We start from the raw sequence: 20456 nt of genomic DNA on the forward strand, positions 1-20456 counted from the left end.
CAGGCCGCAATCTTGCATCAAGCGTGCTACTGCAAAATGACAGTAATGCGCCGAAACAGTTACTTCAAAACAGCCAGGGCTGCTTCGTAGTTTGGCTCTTGGCCGATTTCAGGCACCAGTTCGCTGTGCAGTACGTTGTTGTTTTCGTCCAGTACCACCACGGCACGGGCGGTCAGGCCTTGCAGCGGGCCATCGGCCAGGGATACGCCGTAGTCTACGGCGAAGTCGGCGTTGCGAAAGTCCGACAGGCTCAGCACGTTGTCCAGGCCTTCGGTGCCGCAGAAGCGCTTCTGGGCAAACGGCAGGTCAGAGGAGATGCACAGTACAACGGTGTTGCTCACGTCGTTGGCCTGGGCGTTGAATTTGCGTACCGAAGTGGCACAGGTCGGGGTGTCGACGCTTGGGAAGATGTTCAGCACTTTGCGCTTGCCGGCGAACGTTTCCAGGGTCGCCTCTGACAGGTCGACGGCGACAAGATTGAATTCTGGAGCGGTGGAACCGGTTTTCGGCAATTCGCCTTCAACCTGGACAGGGTTACCACGAAGGGTGACTTGAGCCATGAACGGAATCCTTATGCTGGGTTTTGGTTAAACGAATTCGAGAGGCCGAAGTTAACCACAAAGTGCAGTGACTACCTACCACCGGACACAAATTGTCATGCCCCGCAGGTGTGGTTTAATTGCGCGTTTTTTGCCCGCCCTTCAAGGATCTGCTTTAGATGAATCAGCCCGCCACCAAAGTCCTGGTCATAGGTTATGTCTGGCCGGAGCCCCGCTCCTCAGCCGCCGGCGGGCATATGATGCAGATTCTGCAGAGCTTTCTGGACCAGGGTTGGGACATTACCTTCAGCAGCCCGGCGACTATTGGTGAACACAAGGCCGACTTGCCTGCCCTGGGTATCGCCGAGTGCGCCATCGAGCTCAACAACAGCAGCTTCGACGATTTTATCCGCGCGTTAGCCCCGGATATCGTGTTGTTCGACCGTTTTATGATGGAAGAACAGTTCGGCTGGCGTGTGGAGCAATGCTGCCCCGATGCCCTGCGCGTGCTTGAAACCTCCGATTTGCAAAGCCTGCGCGATGCGCGCCATCAGCGTTTCAAGGCCCACCTCAAGGCTCACCCCGACAGTGACGACTTCAGCGCACTGTTCAAGCCGGCCCTGCAGGAAGCGTTCCAGTGGATGGCCGACACCGACCTCGCCAAGCGCGAGATCGCCGCCATTTACCGCTGTGATATCAGCCTGATGATTTCCGATGTGGAAATCCGCCTGCTCACCGAACAATTCAAGGTGCCGGCCGCCCTGCTCCACTGGTGCCCATTGATGCTGGAACCGCCGGTTGAAGCCTTTGCGCCGTTTGAAGACCGCGCGCACTTCCTGAGCATCGGCAATTTCCGCCACGCGCCCAATTGGGATGCGGTGCTGTGGATGAAGAGCAGTTTGTGGCCGTTGATCCGCCAGCAACTGCCGGGCGCACAGCTGCATATCTACGGTGCCTACACGCCCCCCAAGGCCACCGCCCTGCACAACCCGGCGCAGGGTTTTCACGTGATGAATTGGGCTGAAGATGCGCTGCAGGTCATGGCCGCGGCCCGTATCTGCCTGGCGCCACTGCGTTTCGGCGCCGGCATCAAGGGCAAACTGATGGATGCCATGCTCTGCGGCACGCCAAACATCACCACGCCGATTGGCGCCGAGGCCATGGGCGACGATCAGCCATGGCCCGGTACCATCGAGCAAAGTGCCGAGGCCCTGGCCGCTGCCGCCGTGGCGCTGTATCAAGACCGCGAGCGTTGGACCCAGGCCCAGCAAGACGGCCGCCGATTGCTGGCTCGGCGCTACGACCAGAGCCTGCATGGCCCCGCCCTGGTGGCTTGCCTGGAACACTGCCGCAGCCGCCTCGCCGCCCATCGCCGGGACAACTTCACCGGCAGCATGCTGCGTCACCATGCGCATAAAAGTACCCAGTACATGTCGCAGTGGATCGAGGCAAAAAACCGCAGCGTATAAAGGATGACGCTAGCGAGGTTGCGCGCAAGGGGGCATTATCCTACGCAGCAACCACAATAAAGCGACGGCAGCATGACCCGAGCAATGCGCATTACCGACCCTTCCTACGAGTTGATGGACGATCACAACGGTCTGTCCATCATCTATCGCCAGCATGGTTTCCCCTGCCCGTTGGTGCGCTGGCACTTCCACAAGGAATACGAGCTGCACCTGATCGTCGCCAGCTCGGGCAAAGTGTTTATCGGCGACTACATCGGTAACTTCTACCCCGAAAGCCTATTCCTTACCGGCCCCAACCTGCCCCACAACTGGATCAGCCAGGTGGAGGAAGACGAGGTGGTGCCCAAGCGCGACATGCTGGTGAATTTCACCGACGAACTGTTTGAACAGGGCAGTCCCGTGTTTGCCGAACTCAAGACGCTGGCGCCGATGCTGGAACGGGCGCAGTACGGCATCGAGTTCCGTTGCAAAAAAACCATCGCCCAAGCCATGACCCTGATGCAGCGCATCGAAGACGCCCAAGGTATAGCGCGCCTGGGGCACTTCTTTATTCTGCTGGAGGTGTTGAGCGCCTGTGAGGATTACCAACTGCTGTCCGGCGGGACGACACCGCAAGTGGCCGACGAGCACAGCATCGATCGCACCAACCGCGCGGTGGACTATATCTTTGCCCACTACGCCCGCGAATTGTCGCTGGAGGAAGTGGCGCAGTACCTGGGGATGAAGCCGACGTATTTCTCACGGGTGTTTAAACAAGCCACTGGGCGCACGTTTATAGAGTTTGTTAACCGGCTACGCATCAGCAAATCTTGCGAGCTGCTGGCCGATGGCGACAAAGCCGTGACGGATGTGTGCTTTGAGTCGGGTTTTAACAATATTTCCAACTTCAACCGGCGTTTTCAGCAGCTCAAGGGCATGACGCCGTCCCATTACCGACGTCTGGCGGTGCAACGGCTCACGGATCAGAACCTGACGCCGATAGGCGCTTAGCACTTCAATTCGAGGGCAGCAGGCCTTAATGGGCCATTTGCTGAGATACGCCTCCCGCCCGTCTCGTTTAAATCCCGCAATACAAGGGGCGGAACACATTCCTTCTCGCGACCAACAAGCTACCAGCCCGCAGCCTGACTGCTTGCTCACCCAACGTCGCCAAATCGGAATGCCCCATGAGAAGTTACCTGACGCACTCACCCCTGACCTTTGCTGCCCACCCCCCAAGCCCATCCCCTGCGCCCGTTGAGGGGCAACCGAATAAAGCGCGGACACGGCGCAGCACATCGGCTGACGTAATCTCCCTGGAAGTACAAAAAGCCGCCCAGACCTTGGTACGCCAGGCGGACGCCGACCTGGCCGGAAAATTCGCCACCGCCTTGATGGAACAGGTCAATTCAAATAGCACAGGCCGCCAGCAGCCCATCGCCTCCGGGGTAGTCTCTGCTATTCCCGCCAACTCCACGTTCGGACAACTCTGGGCACAGCTTACTCACACACTCAAGAGCGAGCCGTTTGCCACGTTTGCAAAAAATAACCACATTGATCTTTCAAACCTGAAAGTGACGCCCAGCGGCTGGCTGGATTGCACCGTTAACGGCAAGCGCAGGACCTTTTCCAATTACGAAACAGGCTTTGAGCAAGCCACTGTCGACGTTTTGATCGCTGCCCGCAAACTGAGCCCTGACAACAAGTCGTTTGTATACGTAGACGAACACAGCGCCACTACGCGTGCTGTCGGTAATTTTTACGGCGTACAGGTTCCCAATACAAAAGCCGCGACGCTCGCGGATATCCGTCAATTGCAGGAGAACATGAGGTTCCCCTCCGTGTTTTCTCCTGACGCCAACGCACCACGCCCCCGTCGACACGAATACCGGCACGCCAGGCAAATGCAGGACGAAGCAGAGCAGGACCTCGCACTTCAGATGGTTCGGGAGCCGGGGAAATTTCCTCCCCAGCAGGGTCAAGCTGGCATTCCTCAGCTCGCGCCGCCAAACCCTGCGCAACCGGCCACAACGCCGGCGCAAACGCCAACCGCCACCACTGACCCGGTGGCCGCCATTGCGCGCCGACAGTTTGCCGGTGAGCCCAATGTTTACTCGGTGGTCGCGCGCGCGCTAAGCGATAGGATAAAGGAGGCGGCCCCCGCACTGGACGTCGACGTCAACCAGATCTCTATCGAAACGCCCGATCCGGACACCCCTGGTGCATTCAAGCGAACACAATTAATGGCACGTGTCTTCGACTACTTGACGGGTGGGGAGGCCCCGCGCTTCACAGGCACCGATAGAGCTTTTGACACACGTCCTGATCTGCTGGCACGGACGGGCAACTCTGCCGACACCCCGCTCGATCTGGATTTGTCAGCGTTGAGCAGTATCATAAATGCATTGCCGGCTCGACTGAACCACTACTACGAAACGGCCATGGGTGAATATTGGGATAAGCCGGCCTTCGCTGGAGGCACTGATGCGGGTGCTGCCTTTACCGGCAGCCACAGGGCATTGGTTAGTCGAATTCTGCGAAGCAACTTGCAACTGGCCAGTCTGAAACAACCCGGCCTGGATGATGAGCAGCGCAAGACCATAGACATGGTCGCAAGACATCCCGAAGAAGCCACACGCCCCGCCCCAACTGACCCCAACTCATCAGGGGCCACCGTCTATAGCCTGGTCGGTACAGCGCCAAAGATGGTGATTCATCGCTACTTGGCGAACATAAATCGCGACATTCTTCTATTAGTGGAGCCCAGCGGGAAAATCACCCCGTTTAAGAGCTGGGATGAACTCAACAGCTTGGGTGCTCTGAATGACAGGCTGACCGGCAATATGTTCAGCGCCCAGGCCGACATCATCATCGATCAGCACCTGGGCGACAGTTTGTCTGCGCCTTCAACGCCCTCAGGCACAGACGACTCGACGAAGGAGACCATCCCTCTGCCCGACTGGATGAGCAAAGCCGGCGAAGCCGAACGTTTTGTCATGCATGAACTCAGCCTGGGATTGGCAAGCACTCACCAAACTAACCAAGGCCGCAGCTACAACAGCGGCATTGAGGACATTCGCAGTTTTGCGCAGCATCGATTTGACAGCCTGCCCGAAAACCAAAAGCTGACGGCGCACGCGGCCGCCAACCTTGAGGTGGTCTTCAAAGTGCCTTATGGAACGCTGAACTCCGGCTTCATTGACCGGCAAACCATGAGCCTGACGGACATGCTCCTCAATAACTTATCGGGGCTGCCTAATGGCCAGATAGAAGTCTTTTTCAAGACAGGGCTCAAAGATGAGAACGGTGCAGAAATAAAAGTCAGAGTGCCCACACTGGAAAAAGAAGGTGTGCTCAAGCAGCTAGTTGACGAGCTCGATATTGGCAAAACCTATACGGATTTGCTCAAAAAACAATTGCTCGACGACCCCAGCGAAAAAGCGCAGCGCCAGTCACTTTTCGCTCAGCAAGTGCCGCTCGAACTACAGTTCAAAGCCCTGGAACTGAGCATCAAGGGAGCGTCCGGTTTCAACGCAACAGGTTTCAGGTACATCCAGGAAGTGTTCAAGCCTGGCCTTGGCCCCAGGGTCGTTGATGGCAAGGAAATCGTCATCCGACCGCTGGCGTTTGATAATCAAGCCAATGGAAAGCCCGATGGGGTGGAAGGTGCCTATCTGATCGAACCCAAAGACACTACGACCGGCCCGCATATTCTGTATAGGCCGCTGATCAGCGATGCTCCGCTGCTGCAATTTCCAACCCGCCAGGCACTGCTGGAAGCCATACAGAACAAAGGCAAGCTGCAAAATGACATCCTCGCCTGGCTCCCGGATGAAAACACTCGAAAACTCTACAGCGGCGACGGTTTCAAGCATCCCAACCTGGTGATATTCGGTTTGAACCTGGGGTCCGTTCCCCTTAACAAGGCCCACCCTCTGGCCATCGATACCCGACTGCAGCAAACGTTACAGGAGGGAAAATTGCTGGAGCATCTGTACGAGGCCAATGCCCGGAACTTGATCACCCTGGCTGAGCACCAATCAACAACAGACGCTCAAAGCCGGTGGGCATCCCTCAAGGAGGGTGGTTTCCTGCTGCTCAATTCAGTGCTGCCTGTGCTGCGCGGCCCCGGCGCCATACTCGGCTTGATGATGCAGGCTCAAGGCATTATCAGCGACTTGGGCATCCTGCTCGACGATGACGCACAAAAGAAACAAGCAGCCCTGACCGATCTGCTGGTCAACCTGGCAACGTTGTTTATCCACTTCAAGGCACGCTCATTGTCGGAGCCCTCTTCCGTTACGTCGACAAGCCCGGCAACCGGCGCCAGCGTGATGGTAGATGAAGCAGTACCGCTCACCCCGCCCCTACAGCGCTTTCGGATGGGGGGGCCGCTGGAAAGGATCATACCTGTGGACGGGGAAATCCAGACCAACGTAGACACTTACAATCGTAAAGGCCAGGAAGTGAAGCGGCTGAATATCATTGGTCATGCCGCTAAGCCTGAGGGAGAGCAATCAGCGGTGATTGTCGCTGAAGGTGAACAAGTCTATACGGCTGAAAAACTCGATAATGAACTCTTTGGTCGGGGCATTAATATTCGAGATTACCCGGAAGTTCGCTTGCTGGTGTGCTACTCCGCCAAAGGGGGTGACAACTCTCTGGCGGCACAACTGCACTCGCTCACTGGCGTCCCGGTAAAGGGATATGAAGGCACAGTCGACGTAGGGTATATATCTGGTGTAGGCGTGGACCCGGAAGATATATACAAAACAGCCCTTGAAAAACTCAGAACCCAGCGTCCAGAATTTTCTGAAGCCGCCAGGAAAGAACTGGCAGAGATAGCGCTGAACAACCAATTAAGAGACATTGATATTTTTAACCATGTGGAAAAGAAGAGTGGTAAAAAAGTAAAAGTAAACTGGGGAACGCTTCAAAATCCAATCTATGAAGAGGTGTCAGTCGACTACCGTCCCAAGCGCTTCGGACCGTCAAAGACCCGAACAATTGCGGGCACTGCAGAGGTTCAAGACACCTCAAAAGAACTGCATAACATGGGTGAATATAAAGCCTTCAAGGCGTTGCCCGAGGCTGACAAACTGAAAAACAGCATTGCTTTTACGACCTCGGAAGACGGTCAGTATGAGTACTTTCTGGACCGGACAGTGGGCAGCACGGAAATCAGACTAAACATCATCGGGCATGGTGATAAAGGCGGCGCTACATTCAAAAGCGATCTGAAAGGCGCAGCGTCCCACTCGCCTGAAGCATTTGCAAAATTGATTGCCCCCATGCTGAAAAAGACCGGGGCTACCCATATCAGGATGATCAGTTGCAAATCAGGCAGCACCGGCTTTTCGGAAGAACTCTCAAAACGCTTGAACGTGCCCGTCAAAGCGCCTGTGGGCACCGTCACTCAATTTGAAGTCATGAAAGACAGGTACTGGATTCTGGAGAAATTCCCGAACCCACGTCGCCCGCACGATCATGAGTGGAAGACATTTACACCTGCCACACCGGCCTAGTAGACCTCAACGCGCCAGTCCCCACTTATGCCAAGCCGTTGAATCACCCGGTTCAAGCCCCTGGTGGTTCAGCGGCTGACCAGGCCGGGCGTTGCTGAAAGGTTTCATGCAATCGATTGCCGAGTGCAAAAAAGTATCAGCTCAAGTGTGCCCAAGGATTTGTCACACGCCCATTTCAAGGCTGTAATCAACGCACACTCTTCCTGACACCTTGTGGGAAGACACAACAACAATAACTGTCATTCTGTAGCCCTCTGGGCACGGAAATGGAGTGCGCGATGAAGTTCACAGCAAAAGCACTGCTTGTCTCCACCTGCATGACCACCTGCATGACCCTCAGCGCCGTCAGCTTTGGCGCGCAAACCCTGACCATTGCCACCGTCAACAACAGCGACATGATCCGCATGCAGAAGCTCTCGAAAACCTTCGAGACCGAGCACCCGGACATCAAGCTGAACTGGGTGGTGCTTGAAGAAAACGTACTGCGCCAACGCCTGACCACCGACATCGCCACCCAGGGCGGCCAGTTTGACGTGTTGACCATCGGCATGTACGAAGCTGCACTGTGGGGCGCCAAGGGTTGGCTGGAGCCGATGAAAGACCTGCCGGCGTCCTATGACCTCGACGACGTGTTCCCTTCGGTGCGTGACGGCTTGTCGGTCAAAGGCTCGTTGTATGCCCTGCCGTTCTACGCCGAAAGCTCGATCACCTACTACCGCACCGACCTGTTCAAGGGCGCCGGGCTGAGCATGCCCGAGCACCCGACCTGGACTCAGATCGGTGAATTCGCCGCCAAACTCACCGACAAGAGCAAAGAGCAATACGGCCTGTGCCTGCGTGGCAAAGCCGGCTGGGGTGAGAACATGGCGCTGATCACCACCCTGGCCAACGGCTACGGCGCGCGCTGGTTCGATGAAAAATGGCAACCGGAATTCAACGGTCCGGAATGGAAGGACGCGTTGAACTTCTACGTCGACAACATGAAGAAATCCGGCCCGCCGGGTGCTTCCAGCAACGGTTTCAACGAAAACCTCGCGCTGTTCAACAGTGGCAAGTGCGCGATCTGGGTGGACGCCAGCGTGGCCGGTTCGTTCGTCACCGACAAGTCTCAGAGCAAAGTCGCTGACAGTGTCGGCTTCACCTTCGCGCCGCACGAGAAGACCGACAAGGGCACCTCGTGGCTGTACTCCTGGAGCCTGGCCATCCCGACCAGTTCCAAAGCCAAGGATGCCGCCAAGGTGTTCACCACCTGGGCAACGTCCAAGGAATACGGCGAACTGGTAGCCAAGACCGACGGCATCGCCAACGTACCGCCTGGCACGCGCAAATCGACCTACAGCGACGAATACCTCAAAGCCGCACCGTTTGCCAAGGTGACCCTCGAATCGCTGAAAGTCGCTGACCCGACCAAACCGACGCTCAAGCCGGTGCCGTATATCGGTATCCAGTTGGTGACCATTCCTGAATTCCAGGCGATTGGTACCCAGGTCGGCAAGTTCTTCTCAGGCGCGCTGACCGGTCAGCAAACGGTGGACCAAGCCTTGACCGCCGCGCAGACCACCACCGAGCGTGAGATGAAGCGGGCGGGTTATCCCAAATAACTCAGCATCACCGCGATAAATGCTTTGTGTGGGAGCTGGCTTGGCTGCGATGCGGGCGACTCGGTCGGTCAGCCAGACCGATGTGATGCCATCGCAGGCAAGCCAGCTCCCACATTGAGCGCGCTCCGATTCTAGTTTTGCATGCCCCCGACTGGTCTTGATCCTAATGAATACAACACCCAAAAACCGCCTGGCCAACCCCGGCTGGTTCCTCGTCAGCCCCTCGGTGGCCATGCTGCTGCTATGGATGATCGTGCCACTGGGCATGACCCTGTACTTTTCGCTGATCCGCTACAACCTGCTCTACCCTGGCGAAAACCAATTCGTGGGGTTGGAAAACTTCACCTACTTCATCACCGACTCGGGCTTCCTGCCTGGCGCCACCAACACCCTGTTACTGGTGGGCAGCGTGTTGCTGATCAGCGTGGTGTTCGGCGTGTTGATCAGCGCGTTGCTGGAGGCCAGTGAGTTCCTGGGCCGCGGCATCGTGCGGGTGATGCTGATTTCGCCGTTCTTCATCATGCCCACCGTCGGTGCGCTGATCTGGAAGAACCTGATTTTCCACCCGGTGTCGGGGATTCTCGCCGCCGTGTGGAAGCTGTTCGGCGCCGAACCCGTGGACTGGCTGGCGCACTACCCATTGCTGTCGATCATCATCATTGTGTCGTGGCAGTGGCTGCCCTTCGCCATCCTGCTGCTGATGACCGCCATGCAGTCCCTCGACCAGGAACAAAAAGAAGCCGCGCGCCTGGACGGTGCCGGCGCCATCGCGATCTTCTGGCACCTGACCCTGCCCCACCTGGCCCGCCCGATTGCCGTGGTGGTGATGATCGAAACGATCTTTTTGCTCTCGGTCTTCGCCGAAATCTTCACCACCACCAACGGTGGCCCCGGCTACGCCTCGACCAACCTCGCCTACCTGATCTACAACCAGGCGCTGGTGCAGTTCGACGTGGGCATGGCCTCGGCCGGCGGCTTGATCGCCGTGGTCATCGCCAATATCGCGGCGATCATCCTGGTGCGGATGATCGGCAAAAACCTGACTGACAAGCCTTGAGGGCCGCGCCATGACGCTTCAACAATCCCGCCGCCTGCAAAGCCTGCTGCTTGGCACGTTGGCCTGGGCCATCGCAATCCTGATTTTCTTCCCGATCTTCTGGATGGTGCTGACCAGCTTCAAGACCGAAATCGACGCGTTCGCCACGCCGCCGCAGTTCATCTTCACGCCGACGCTGGAGAACTACCTGCACATCAACGAGCGCAGCAACTACTTCGCCTACGCCTGGAACTCGGTGGTGATTTCGTTCAGTGCCACTGCCTTGTGCCTGCTGATCTCGGTACCGGCCGCCTACTCCATGGCGTTCTACGAAACCCAGCGCACCAAGGGCACCTTGCTGTGGATGCTGTCCACCAAGATGTTGCCGCCAGTGGGCGTTTTGATGCCGATCTACCTGCTGGCCAAGAGCCTTGGCCTGCTGGATACGCGCATTGCGCTGATCATCATCTACACCCTGATCAACCTGCCGATTGTGGTGTGGATGGTGTACACCTACTTCAAGGACATCCCCAAGGACATCCTCGAAGCCGCGCGCCTGGACGGCGCCACCCTGTGGCAGGAAATGGTCCGCGTGCTGCTGCCGATCGCCAAGGGCGGCCTGGCCTCTACCGTGCTGCTGTCGCTGATCCTGTGCTGGAACGAGGCGTTCTGGTCGCTGAACCTGACCTCCTCGAATGCCGCGCCGTTGACCGCGCTGATCGCCTCTTACTCCAGCCCCGAAGGTTTGTTCTGGGCCAAATTGTCCGCCGTTTCGACCCTCGCCTGTGCGCCGATCCTGATCTTTGGCTGGATCAGCCAAAAACAGCTGGTGCGTGGCTTGTCCTTCGGCGCAGTTAAATAATAATTCCAAGCGGAGGCCCATCATGGCCAACCTGAAAATCAAGAATTTGCAAAAAGGCTTCGAAGGTTTCTCGATCATCAAGGGCATTGACCTGGAAGTGAACGACAAGGAATTTGTGGTGTTCGTCGGCCCGTCGGGCTGCGGTAAATCCACCCTGCTGCGTTTGATCGCGGGCCTTGAGGAAGTCACCGAAGGCACCATCGAACTCGATGGCCGCGATATCACCGAAGTCACCCCCGCCAAGCGTGACTTGGCCATGGTGTTCCAGACCTACGCGCTGTACCCGCACATGAGCGTGCGCAAGAACATGTCGTTTGCCCTGGACCTGGCCGGCGTCGACAAGAAGCTGGTGGAGAGCAAAGTCAGCGAAGCGGCGCGCATCCTCGAACTCGGCCCGTTGCTGGAGCGCAAGCCCAAGCAGCTTTCCGGCGGCCAGCGTCAGCGCGTGGCAATCGGCCGTGCGATCGTGCGTAACCCAAAGATTTTCCTGTTCGACGAACCGCTGTCCAACCTCGACGCCGCCCTGCGCGTGCAGATGCGCCTGGAACTGGCGCGCCTGCATAAAGAGCTGCAAGCCACCATGATTTACGTGACCCACGACCAGGTCGAGGCCATGACCCTGGCCGACAAGGTGGTGGTACTCAACAGCGGCCGAATCGAGCAGGTCGGCTCGCCGCTGGAGCTGTACCACCAGCCGGCCAACCTGTTTGTGGCGGGCTTTCTGGGCACGCCGAAAATGGGCTTCCTCAAGGGTAAAGTCACCCGTATTGAAAGCCAGGGCTGCGACGTGCAGTTGGACGCCGGCACCCTGATCAGCCTGCCATTGAGCGGTGCCAGCTTGAGCGTGGGCAGCGCGGTGACCCTGGGGATTCGCCCGGAGCACCTGGAAATTGCCTCGCCTGGGCAAACCACCCTGACCGTCACCGCCGACGTCGGCGAGCGCCTGGGCAGCGACACCTTCTGCCACGTCATCACCGCCAACGGCGAGCCGCTGACCATGCGGATTCGTGGCGACATGGCCAGCCAATACGGCGAAACCCTGCACCTGCACCTGGACCCGGCGCACTGCCATCTGTTCGACACCGATGGCGTGGCCGTGGCTCGTCCACTGCGCGCTGCCGCCTGATTTCGCGAGACTTGTGATGAAACTGAATAAACAGAACCTCACCCAATTGGCGCCGCAAGTAAAAATTCCGGCCTACGCCATTGCGAGCACCTCCCAGGGCATCGCGCATATCGGCGTCGGCGGTTTCCACCGTGCGCATCAGGCGTATTACACCGATGCGCTGATGAATACCGGCGCTGGCCTGGACTGGAGCATCTGCGGCGTCGGCCTGCGCAGCGAGGACCGCAAGGCCCGCGACGACCTGGCCGGCCAGGATTACCTGTTCACCCTGTATGAACTGGGCGACACCGACGACACCGAAGTGCGCGTGATCGGCGCCATCAGCGACATGCTGCTGGCCGAAGACGGCGCCCAGGCGCTGATCGACAAGCTGGCCAGCCCTGAGATTCGGATTGTCTCGCTGACCATCACCGAAGGCGGCTACTGCATCGATGACAGTAACGGCGAGTTCATGGCGCACCTGCCGCAGATCCAGCACGACCTGGCGCACCCTAATGCACCGAAAACCGTGTTCGGGTTTATCTGCGCCGCATTGACCCAACGCCGCACCGCCGGGACCCCGGCGTTTACCGTGATGTCCTGCGATAACCTGCCGCACAACGGCGCCGTCACGCGCAAGGCCCTGCTGGCATTTGCCGCCCTGCACAACGCCGAGCTGCATGACTGGATCAAGGCCAACGTGAGCTTCCCGAATGCCATGGTCGACCGCATCACGCCGATGACCAGCACCGCCCACCGCCTGCAACTGCACGATGAGCACGGCATCGACGACGCTTGGCCGGTGGTGTGCGAGCCGTTTGTGCAATGGGTGCTGGAAGACAAATTCGTTAACGGCCGCCCGGCGTGGGAAACCGTCGGTGTGCAGTTCACCGATGACGTCACGCCTTACGAAGAAATGAAGATCGGCCTGCTCAATGGCAGCCACCTGGCCCTTACCTACCTGGGTTTTCTCAAGGGTTATCGGTTTGTGCACGACACCATGAATGACCCGGTGTTTGTGGCCTACATGCGTGCCTACATGGACCTGGACGTCACGCCAAACCTGGCGCCGGTGCCGGGCATCGATTTGACCCAGTACAAGCAGACGCTGGTGGATCGTTTTTCCAACCAGGCGATTGCCGACCAGTTGGAGCGTGTATGTTCCGATGGCTCGTCGAAGTTTCCCAAGTTCACCGTACCGACCATCAATCGCTTGATTGCCGATGGGCGTGAGACTGAGCGCGCGGCGTTGGTTGTCGCCGCCTGGGCGTTGTACCTCAAAGGCGTTGATGAAAACGGCGTGACTTACAAGATCCCCGACCCACGCGCCGAGTTCTGCCAAGGGCTGGTGAGTGACGATGCGCTGATCAGCCAGCGCCTGCTGGGTGTGGAAGAGATTTTTGGCAAGGCTATTCCCAACTCGGCTGAGTTTGTGGCAGCGTTTGAGCGTTGCTTTGTCAGCTTGCGCGACAACGGCGTCACCGCAACACTGCAGCAACTGCTGAAAACACCCGATTAAAAATGTGGGAGCTGGCTTGTGTGGGAGCTGGCTTGCCTGCGATAGCATCACCTGGGTTTGACTGATAGACCGAGGTGCTGGCATCGCAGGCAAGCCAGCTCCCACACAGACCAGCGTCCACATTTAATCGGGCTATCAATCCAAGAATAATACTGCTGAGCACTCCTTCATGACCCAGCAAAACCTGTACCTCGGCATCGATTGCGGCACCCAGGGCACCAAAGCCATCGTCCTCGACGCGTCCAGCGGCAAGGTCCTGGGCCTGGGCGCCGCCGCGCATACGCTGATCAGCGGCGCCAATGGCCGTCGCGAACAGCACACCCAGGAATGGCTGGATGCCTTTACCGAAGCCACTCACCGCGCCCTGCAACAGGCTGGCGTGGACGGCCAGGACATTCTCGGCATCGGCGTCTCCGGCCAGCAGCACGGGCTGGTGCTACTGGACGAGCACGGTGAGGTGCTACGCCCGGCCAAACTCTGGTGCGACACCGAAACCGCCCCGGAGAACGACCGCCTGCTGGCGTACCTGGGCGGCGAAAGCGGCTCGCTGGAACGCCTCGGCGTGGCGATTGCGCCGGGCTATACCGTGTCGAAACTGCTGTGGACCCGCGAACAACACCCGGACGTGTTCGCACGCATCGCGCATATCCTGCTGCCCCACGACTACCTCAACTACTGGCTCACCGGCCGCGCCGTGGCGGAATACGGCGATGCGTCGGGCACCGGCTACTTCAACGTGCGCAGCCGCGAGTGGGACGTGGCACTGCTTACGCACATCGACCCGAGCGGGCGCCTGGAAAAAGCCCTGCCCGCGTTGATTGCGGCGGATCAAGCTGTCGGCAGCATCTTGCCGGCCATCGCCGAACGCCTGGGGATCAACCCCAATGCCAAGGTGTCCAGCGGCGGCGGCGACAACATGATGGGCGCCATCGGCACCGGCAATATCGCCCCCGGCGTGATCACCATGAGCCTGGGTTCGTCCGGCACCGTCTACGCATTTGCCGACCAGCCGAATGTCAGCCCGCAAGCCTCGGTCGCGACCTTCTGTTCGTCCAGCGGTGGCTGGCTGCCGTTGATCTGCACCATGAACCTGACCAACGCCACCGGGGTGATTCGCGAGCTGTTCGAGCTTGACCTTGCGACCTTCAACAGCCTGGTTGCGCAAGCGCCGATTGGCGCCGATGGCGTGAGCATGCTGCCGTTCCTCAATGGCGAACGCGTGCCCGCCCTGCCCCACGCCACCGGCAGCCTCCACGGGCTGACCATGACCAACCTGACCCGCGCCAACCTGTGTCGCGCGGTGGTCGAGGGCACCACCTTCGGCCTGCGCTACGGCCTCGACCTGCTGCGCCAGACCGGCCTGCAAAGCCATAGCATCCGCCTGATCGGCGGCGGCTCGAAAAGCCCGGTGTGGCGGCAGATGGTCGCCGATATCATGAACACCGAAGTGGTGTGTACCGAACAAAGCGAAGCCGCTGCCCTGGGCGCGGCGATCCAGGCGGCGTGGAGCCAGTCCGGCGACACCCTGGCCAGCCTGTGCGACAAATGTGTGAGTGTCGACCCAAGCAGCCGCACGCTGCCGGTGGCGGCCAATGTCAGTGCCTATCAACAGGCTTACGAGCGCTATCAGCAGCTCGTGGCAACCCTTTAAGAGCGAACGACTATGTATCTGGTGTGTGGCGAAGCGCTGTTCGATTTTTTCAGCGAGGAGGATGCCAGCGGGCAGGCTTCCAGGGTCAATTACAAGGCCATTGCCGGTGGTTCGCCGTTCAACGTGGCCGTGGGTTTGCGCCGCCTGGGCATTGAGTCCGCGCTTTTGGGTGGCGTGTCCAACGACTTCCTTGGCCAGCGCTTGCTGCAAGTGCTCAAGGACGAAGGCGTCAGCCAGCAGTTTCTGCTTGAGTTTGCCGCGCCAACCACCCTGGCGATGGTTGCCGTGGGCGCCAACGGCTCACCGCAATACAGCTTTCGCGGCGAAGGCTGCGCCGATCGGCAATTGACGCTTGAGCATCTGCCGACCTTGGGCGATGAGGTTCGTGGCGTGCATATCGGCTCGTTTTCGCTGGTGGTGCAGCCGATCGGCGACACCCTGCTGAGCCTGGTCAAGCGCGAAAGCGGCAAACGCCTGATCAGCCTGGACCCCAATGTGCGGCTCAACCCGCAACCGGATATCCAGCTGTGGCGTGAGCGCGTGGCCGAGTTGGTCAAGCATGCCGACCTGATTAAAGTCAGCGATGAAGACCTGCACCTGCTCTACCCCGACCAGTCGCCCGAGAGCGTGCTGCAAGGCTGGTTGCAGCACCGTTGCCAATTGGTGTTCCTCACCCGTGGCGGCGATGGCGCCAGCGTGTTCAGCCGCCAGCACGGCAGTTGGTCGCAACCTGCGGTCAAGGTGGTGATGGCCGATACGGTGGGCGCCGGCGACACCTTCCAGGCCGCGTTGATTGCCTGGTTGACCGAGCAGCAGCTGGATTCCATTGACGGCCTGCAACAGCTGACACGCGCGCAAATCGACAGCATGCTGGGCTTCGCGATCCGCGCCGCCGCGCTGACCTGCAGCAAGACCGGGCCGGACCTGCCATATCGCCAGCAGTTGGGCTGAAGCCTGGGTTTCATGAAGGTTTTGTCAGCCAAGGCAAAATTAATCGATGGTTAATCCCGCAAGCCGAGAGTGAAATTGAACTCACTTGCGGAGCACCACCATGAAACTGCGTACCTTGTTATTCACCGCCACCTTGGCCCTTGCCGCGGTGTCGGGGATGGCCCAGGCCGACACCGCCGTCAAGCCTGTGCAGTATCAATACGGCATGCCCTTGAACGTCGACAAAGTGATCGCCATGCACGAGGAAGACACCGACGTGTGCAAGGTGATCAACGCCGATATCAAGTTCGTGGACAAAGCCGGGAAGATCGAAGATGTGGGCTACCGAAAAATGTCCGAAGCCTGCGATTTTCAGAATTGAAACACACCGCATTGGGCCTGGTGTTTACCAGGCCCACAGGTCGTCGGTGAATCACTCTCAAACACTTGGCTGACTAGTAGCCGCGCCCCGCCACTCTTTGCTGAGCAGGCGCTTGAGTGTGCTTGAGGTCTTCGCGCAACCCGCTGATCAGGTTGCAAATGGCTCGACTGCTGTCGAGTTTTTCCGCGTTGATACCTTTGACTTCCAAATCCACCCGGTCACGGTCGCGGTCGTCATACACCTTGATCGTCAACGAGGCGTCTTCGGCTTTGGTACATTCACACCGCTTGGGCAGGAAACTTCCTTCAATAATGCTGCGTAGCTCTAGTTCCGAAAGCATGGCCAACCTCTCCTTTTTTGAGACTGCCAACAGATTTTTGTGTGTCCGGCAGGCGCAGGCCCACCACGTCTTACCGACCTTGGCAGACGTTTATAGTCAACAAGCCTACTCGGCAAAGTCCGTTGCTGTTGTAACTTTTCCTCATAAGCACAACGGCGCGTTATATAAGCCGGTTCGTGTAACCAGCATCCTCGTCGAACTGCGTCGATTAAACGTTTATGCACTAAGTTACACTTTGCGCCGCTACTCTCTCTGCAACATGTCGCAAACTATCAAAGTTGATATTGGCCCCGGAGTTCACTGCCACCAAGGTCTGCCCGCGCACGCCGTTTTGGGTGACGTACTTGCGAACGCCCGCCACCGCCAGTGCGCCTGAAGGCTCAGTGATGGAACGCGTATCGTCGTAGATCAACTTGATGGCGCTGCACAGTTCGTCATTGCTGACGGTGATCACTTCATCGACCCAATCGCGGCAGATCTCAAAGCCATAGGCGCCGATCTGCGCCACCGCGGTGCCATCGGCAAACCAGTCGACACTGGGCAGCACCACCCGCTCACCGACGCGCAAGGCTGCCAGCAGGCAACTGGAACCCTCGGGTTCGACGCCGACAATGCGCACCTCGGGCCGCAGGTATTTGACATAGGCGGCAATCCCGGCGATCAGGCCGCCGCCGCCCACCGGCACGAAGATCGCGTGCAGCGGGCCTTGCTGCTGGCGCAGTATTTCCATGGCCACTGTGCCTTGGCCGGCGATCACATCGGGGTCATCGAACGGCGAAACAAAGGTGCAACCCGACGTCTCGGCCAATTGCAACGCATGGGCCAAGGCAAACGGAAAGCTTTCGCCATGCAACACCGCCTCGGCGCCACGGGAGCGCACGCCCAGCACCTTCAATTCCGGCGTGCTGCACGGCATGACGATGCGGGCCTTGATGCCCAGTTCCCGCGCCGCCAATGCCACGCCCTGCGCATGATTACCCGCCGAGGCGGTCACCACCCCACGGGCTTTCTGCTCATCGCCGAGTTGCACCAGCTTGTTGTAGGCGCCACGGATCTTGAAGGAAAACGTCGGCTGCAAATCTTCCCGCTTGAGCAGCACTTGGTTGCCCAATAGCGCCGACAACGCAGGCGCCGATTGCAAGGGCGTGCGCACTGCCACGTCGTAAACCGGGGCGGCGAGGATCTTTTTCACGTAGTGCTCAAGCAGCCCGGTATTGGCGGTTTGCGCGGCGCGGTGGGTACTCATGGGCGTCTCCTGGTGTTGGTGTGCTGCCCAGGAGTCGGAAAAACAAAACCCGCCTCTAGGGCGGGTTTGGGTGCAGCCGTGTGCTATCCCGCCAAATGAGGAATGGCGGTAATAATAATGCTCGACTGGCGGCGCAAGGCTGGAAAGGTCATGCACCGAAATTAACCGGCGGTGACTGGGCAAGTCAATGGCCTGTGGCCATTTAGCGGGTTGGGGTTTACGAGCGATATACGAAACGTATACGCTTTGTATATCCATCTAACACAGTGAAACCCATGGGCATCGTCAAGATTACCGACCAACTGCACGAACAGCTTCGCCTGGCCAGCGCCGCCATGGACCGCTCCATCAATGCCCAGGCCGAGTTCTGGATCAAGATCGGCCTGTTGGCCGAACTCAACCCGCACCTGCCCTACAACGAGCTGATCAACAAGCTGTTGCTGGACAAACCCGACCTGATCCGAGGGCGCGGCTGATGATCAAGACACCCGCACAACTGGCCGTGATGCGCGAATCCGGGCGCCTGCTGGCCCAGGTATTCAGCATGCTCGACGGCTTTGTCGCCGCCGGGCGCTCGACCCTGGAGCTGGACAGCGCCGTCGAAACCTTCATCCGTAACGAACTCAAAGCCCGGCCGGCGAGTCTTGGGCAATACGACTACCCCTTTTGCATCAACACCTCGATCAACGAAGTGGTGTGTCATGGCATGCCCAGTGCCAAGGATGTGTTGAAAGACGGCGACATCATCAACATCGACATCACCCTGGAAAAAGGCGGTTTTATCGCTGACTCCAGCAAGATGTACATGATTGGCAGCGTGGCGCCCAAGGCCCGGCGCCTGGTGGAACAGACCTTCGAAGCCATGTGGGCCGGCATTCGCCAGGTTCGCCCCGGCGCACGCCTGGGCGATATCGGCCATGCGATCCAGAGCCATGCGCAAGCCAACGGCTACAGCGTGGTGCGTGAGTATTGCGGCCACGGCATCGGCCGGCAGATGCACGAGGAACCCCAAGTGCTGCACTTCGGCCGCCCCGGCACCGGGCTGGAACTGCGCGAAGGCATGGTGTTTACCATCGAGCCGATGCTCAACCAGGGCAGCGCCAAGGTGCGCGACCTCAAGGATGGCTGGACGGTGGTGACCAAGGACAACAGCCTGTCGGCGCAGTGGGAGCATACCGTGGCGGTGACGGCGGACGGCTTTGAAGTGCTGACACTGCAACCGTAAACCTGTGGGAGCTGGCTTGCCTGCGATAGCATCGACTGTGTGTCACTGACACACCGAGGCGCCGGCATCGCAGGCAAGCCAGCTCCCACAGGAGGAATCCGTGTTCACGCGCGGCTGGCGCCGCCTGCGATGCGCTTTAGCCCGAACACCATCAACCCCGCCCCAACGCCCATCGCCACCATCAACAGCGGGTACGACACCCACCACGGCGTGCCCGCCGTCATCATGCTGAACTCCGACATGCCGCCCACGCTGGCGATCAGGTTGAGCGGCAGAAACACCACGTTGATCAACGTCAGCTTGCGCAGCAGGTTGTTCATGCTGTTGTTCATCAGGTTGCCGCGTGCATCGATCAGCCCGGAAAACACGTTGGAGTAGATCTCCGCCTGCTTGTAGCACTGGTGGTTCTCAATGATCAGGTCATCGATCAACCCCAGCACCTCGGCGCTGAAATGCTCCTTTTCCGCGTGGTTGCGCAACCGCGACAACACCGCGCCATTGCTGTGCAGCGCGTTGATGTAATAGATCAGGCTTTCACTGAGGTTAAACATCTGCATCAGGTGCTGGTTGCTCATCGACGCATTGAACTGTTGCTGCAACTCCCGCGCCACCAGCTTGATCACCTTCAGGTGGCCCAGGTAGTGGTGAATGTTGTTAAGCAGCAAGTCGAGCAGCACATCCAGCGGCGTATGCAACGGCCGACGCGCGCCGAGCCCGGAGAGTGGGGTGTCATCCGTGGCGATCACCAGCAGGCGGCCGGGTGAAAACAATAGCCCGCAGGAGGCCACTTCGAACATCAGGCTGCCGCCGCCCGAGTAGTTCTCCGGGCGTTTCCAGATCAGGAACAGGTTATCGGGGTGAAACTCGATGCGTGAGACTTCATCTGGGTCAAGCGCCGAAGCCAGGGCGTGCTCGTCGAGTTTGTGATGGTCGCGCAACCACTCGCGCTCGGCCGTGTCCGGGTTGTTGAACAGCATGATTGCAGCGTCGTCCTTGTCCGCCTTGCACAGTTTTCCGTCGGTCAGTTCAAAGCGCTGAATCATCGCG

The 20456-nt window shown here is 58.9% G+C and carries 17 protein-coding genes; 13 read left to right on the forward strand and 4 right to left on the reverse strand.

Annotated elements, in window-relative coordinates:
- Nucleotides 1–59: 59 nt before the first annotated feature.
- The gene (tpx, locus tag HBO41_RS27570; RefSeq protein WP_017135058.1) at nucleotides 60–560 is read right to left on the reverse strand and encodes a thiol peroxidase; all 501 of its coding nucleotides are present in this window, start codon (nucleotides 558–560) and stop codon (nucleotides 60–62) included.
- Between the two features lie 158 nt (nucleotides 561–718).
- Between tpx and HBO41_RS27575 the strand changes: the two genes are divergently transcribed.
- The 11 genes from HBO41_RS27575 to HBO41_RS27625 all read left to right on the forward strand — a co-directional run bounded on the left by HBO41_RS27575 (nucleotide 719) and on the right by HBO41_RS27625 (nucleotide 16598).
- Nucleotides 719–2008 (forward strand): glycosyltransferase, encoded by a 1290-nt coding sequence (locus HBO41_RS27575; RefSeq protein WP_099548266.1) that lies wholly within the window; start codon nucleotides 719–721, stop codon nucleotides 2006–2008.
- A gap of 72 nt (nucleotides 2009–2080) precedes the next feature.
- Nucleotides 2081–2998 (forward strand): AraC family transcriptional regulator, encoded by a 918-nt coding sequence (locus HBO41_RS27580; RefSeq protein ID WP_099548264.1) that lies wholly within the window; start codon nucleotides 2081–2083, stop codon nucleotides 2996–2998.
- 176 nt (nucleotides 2999–3174) lie between these two features.
- Nucleotides 3175–7512, forward strand: coding sequence for a dermonecrotic toxin domain-containing protein (locus tag HBO41_RS27585; protein WP_099548263.1), 4338 nt, complete (start codon nucleotides 3175–3177; stop codon nucleotides 7510–7512).
- 317 nt (nucleotides 7513–7829) lie between these two features.
- The gene (locus tag HBO41_RS27590) at nucleotides 7830–9113 is read left to right on the forward strand and encodes a sugar ABC transporter substrate-binding protein (RefSeq protein ID WP_370589435.1); all 1284 of its coding nucleotides are present in this window, start codon (nucleotides 7830–7832) and stop codon (nucleotides 9111–9113) included.
- Between the two features lie 166 nt (nucleotides 9114–9279).
- Nucleotides 9280–10170 carry a carbohydrate ABC transporter permease gene (locus tag HBO41_RS27595; RefSeq protein WP_017135054.1) on the forward strand — a complete coding sequence of 297 codons (891 nt, stop codon included), beginning with the start codon at nucleotides 9280–9282 and terminating at the stop codon, nucleotides 10168–10170.
- A 10-nt stretch (nucleotides 10171–10180) separates the two neighbouring features.
- Nucleotides 10181–11011 carry a carbohydrate ABC transporter permease gene (locus HBO41_RS27600; RefSeq protein WP_017135053.1) on the forward strand — a complete coding sequence of 277 codons (831 nt, stop codon included), beginning with the start codon at nucleotides 10181–10183 and terminating at the stop codon, nucleotides 11009–11011.
- 22 nt (nucleotides 11012–11033) lie between these two features.
- Nucleotides 11034–12137 carry an ABC transporter ATP-binding protein gene (locus HBO41_RS27605; protein ID WP_017135052.1) on the forward strand — a complete coding sequence of 368 codons (1104 nt, stop codon included), beginning with the start codon at nucleotides 11034–11036 and terminating at the stop codon, nucleotides 12135–12137.
- A 16-nt stretch (nucleotides 12138–12153) separates the two neighbouring features.
- On the forward strand, nucleotides 12154–13635 hold the full coding sequence (locus HBO41_RS27610; RefSeq protein ID WP_099548262.1) for a mannitol dehydrogenase family protein: 1482 nt from the start codon (nucleotides 12154–12156) through the stop codon (nucleotides 13633–13635).
- 169 nt (nucleotides 13636–13804) lie between these two features.
- Complete coding sequence (xylB, locus tag HBO41_RS27615) at nucleotides 13805–15286, forward strand: xylulokinase (protein ID WP_169988517.1); 1482 nt, start codon at nucleotides 13805–13807, stop codon at nucleotides 15284–15286.
- A gap of 12 nt (nucleotides 15287–15298) precedes the next feature.
- Nucleotides 15299–16237 carry a carbohydrate kinase gene (locus HBO41_RS27620; protein ID WP_017135049.1) on the forward strand — a complete coding sequence of 313 codons (939 nt, stop codon included), beginning with the start codon at nucleotides 15299–15301 and terminating at the stop codon, nucleotides 16235–16237.
- Nucleotides 16238–16337: 100 nt separating this feature from the next.
- On the forward strand, nucleotides 16338–16598 hold the full coding sequence (locus HBO41_RS27625) for a DUF2790 domain-containing protein (protein ID WP_169988519.1): 261 nt from the start codon (nucleotides 16338–16340) through the stop codon (nucleotides 16596–16598).
- A 73-nt stretch (nucleotides 16599–16671) separates the two neighbouring features.
- Here HBO41_RS27625 and HBO41_RS27630 read toward each other — a convergent pair whose 3' ends face one another.
- Together HBO41_RS27630 and ilvA are read right to left on the reverse strand one after the other, a co-directional pair.
- On the reverse strand, nucleotides 16672–16938 hold the full coding sequence (locus HBO41_RS27630) for a DUF1652 domain-containing protein (protein ID WP_017135047.1): 267 nt from the start codon (nucleotides 16936–16938) through the stop codon (nucleotides 16672–16674).
- A 223-nt stretch (nucleotides 16939–17161) separates the two neighbouring features.
- The gene (ilvA, locus tag HBO41_RS27635) at nucleotides 17162–18184 is read right to left on the reverse strand and encodes a threonine ammonia-lyase, biosynthetic (protein WP_169988521.1); all 1023 of its coding nucleotides are present in this window, start codon (nucleotides 18182–18184) and stop codon (nucleotides 17162–17164) included.
- 275 nt (nucleotides 18185–18459) lie between these two features.
- Here ilvA and HBO41_RS27640 point away from each other — a divergent pair, with 275 nt between their 5' ends.
- Nucleotides 18460–18660: a ParD-like family protein gene (locus HBO41_RS27640; protein WP_017135045.1), complete on the forward strand. Its 201-nt coding sequence runs from the start codon at nucleotides 18460–18462 to the stop codon at nucleotides 18658–18660.
- Complete coding sequence (map, locus tag HBO41_RS27645) at nucleotides 18660–19409, forward strand: type I methionyl aminopeptidase (protein WP_099548254.1); 750 nt, start codon at nucleotides 18660–18662, stop codon at nucleotides 19407–19409. Before HBO41_RS27640 ends, map begins: the two co-directional genes overlap by 1 nt.
- Before the next feature lie 104 nt (nucleotides 19410–19513).
- Here map and HBO41_RS27650 read toward each other — a convergent pair whose 3' ends face one another.
- Complete coding sequence (locus HBO41_RS27650; RefSeq protein ID WP_099548253.1) at nucleotides 19514–20452, reverse strand: magnesium transporter CorA family protein; 939 nt, start codon at nucleotides 20450–20452, stop codon at nucleotides 19514–19516.
- Nucleotides 20453–20456 lie beyond the last annotated feature (4 nt).

This window comes from Pseudomonas sp. WS 5146 (genome assembly GCF_012985495.1).
GTDB classification, from domain to species: domain Bacteria; phylum Pseudomonadota; class Gammaproteobacteria; order Pseudomonadales; family Pseudomonadaceae; genus Aquipseudomonas; species Aquipseudomonas edaphica.

Bases quoted from the DNA above. Each gene is read 5' to 3' on its own strand.
- tpx (WP_017135058.1), bottom strand. From the start codon at position 560: ATGGCTCAAGTCACCCTTCGTGGTAACCCTGTCCAGGTTGAAGGCGAA.
- HBO41_RS27575 (WP_099548266.1), top strand. From the start codon at position 719: ATGAATCAGCCCGCCACCAAAGTCCTGGTCATAGGTTATGTCTGGCCG.
- HBO41_RS27580 (WP_099548264.1), top strand. From the start codon at position 2,081: ATGACCCGAGCAATGCGCATTACCGACCCTTCCTACGAGTTGATGGAC.
- HBO41_RS27585 (WP_099548263.1), top strand. From the start codon at position 3,175: ATGAGAAGTTACCTGACGCACTCACCCCTGACCTTTGCTGCCCACCCC.
- HBO41_RS27590 (WP_370589435.1), top strand. From the start codon at position 7,830: ATGACCACCTGCATGACCCTCAGCGCCGTCAGCTTTGGCGCGCAAACC.
- HBO41_RS27595 (WP_017135054.1), top strand. From the start codon at position 9,280: ATGAATACAACACCCAAAAACCGCCTGGCCAACCCCGGCTGGTTCCTC.
- HBO41_RS27600 (WP_017135053.1), top strand. From the start codon at position 10,181: ATGACGCTTCAACAATCCCGCCGCCTGCAAAGCCTGCTGCTTGGCACG.
- HBO41_RS27605 (WP_017135052.1), top strand. From the start codon at position 11,034: ATGGCCAACCTGAAAATCAAGAATTTGCAAAAAGGCTTCGAAGGTTTC.
- HBO41_RS27610 (WP_099548262.1), top strand. From the start codon at position 12,154: ATGAAACTGAATAAACAGAACCTCACCCAATTGGCGCCGCAAGTAAAA.
- xylB (WP_169988517.1), top strand. From the start codon at position 13,805: ATGACCCAGCAAAACCTGTACCTCGGCATCGATTGCGGCACCCAGGGC.
- HBO41_RS27620 (WP_017135049.1), top strand. From the start codon at position 15,299: ATGTATCTGGTGTGTGGCGAAGCGCTGTTCGATTTTTTCAGCGAGGAG.
- HBO41_RS27625 (WP_169988519.1), top strand. From the start codon at position 16,338: ATGAAACTGCGTACCTTGTTATTCACCGCCACCTTGGCCCTTGCCGCG.
- HBO41_RS27630 (WP_017135047.1), bottom strand. From the start codon at position 16,938: ATGCTTTCGGAACTAGAGCTACGCAGCATTATTGAAGGAAGTTTCCTG.
- ilvA (WP_169988521.1), bottom strand. From the start codon at position 18,184: ATGAGTACCCACCGCGCCGCGCAAACCGCCAATACCGGGCTGCTTGAG.
- HBO41_RS27640 (WP_017135045.1), top strand. From the start codon at position 18,460: ATGGGCATCGTCAAGATTACCGACCAACTGCACGAACAGCTTCGCCTG.
- map (WP_099548254.1), top strand. From the start codon at position 18,660: ATGATCAAGACACCCGCACAACTGGCCGTGATGCGCGAATCCGGGCGC.
- HBO41_RS27650 (WP_099548253.1), bottom strand. From the start codon at position 20,452: ATGATTCAGCGCTTTGAACTGACCGACGGAAAACTGTGCAAGGCGGAC.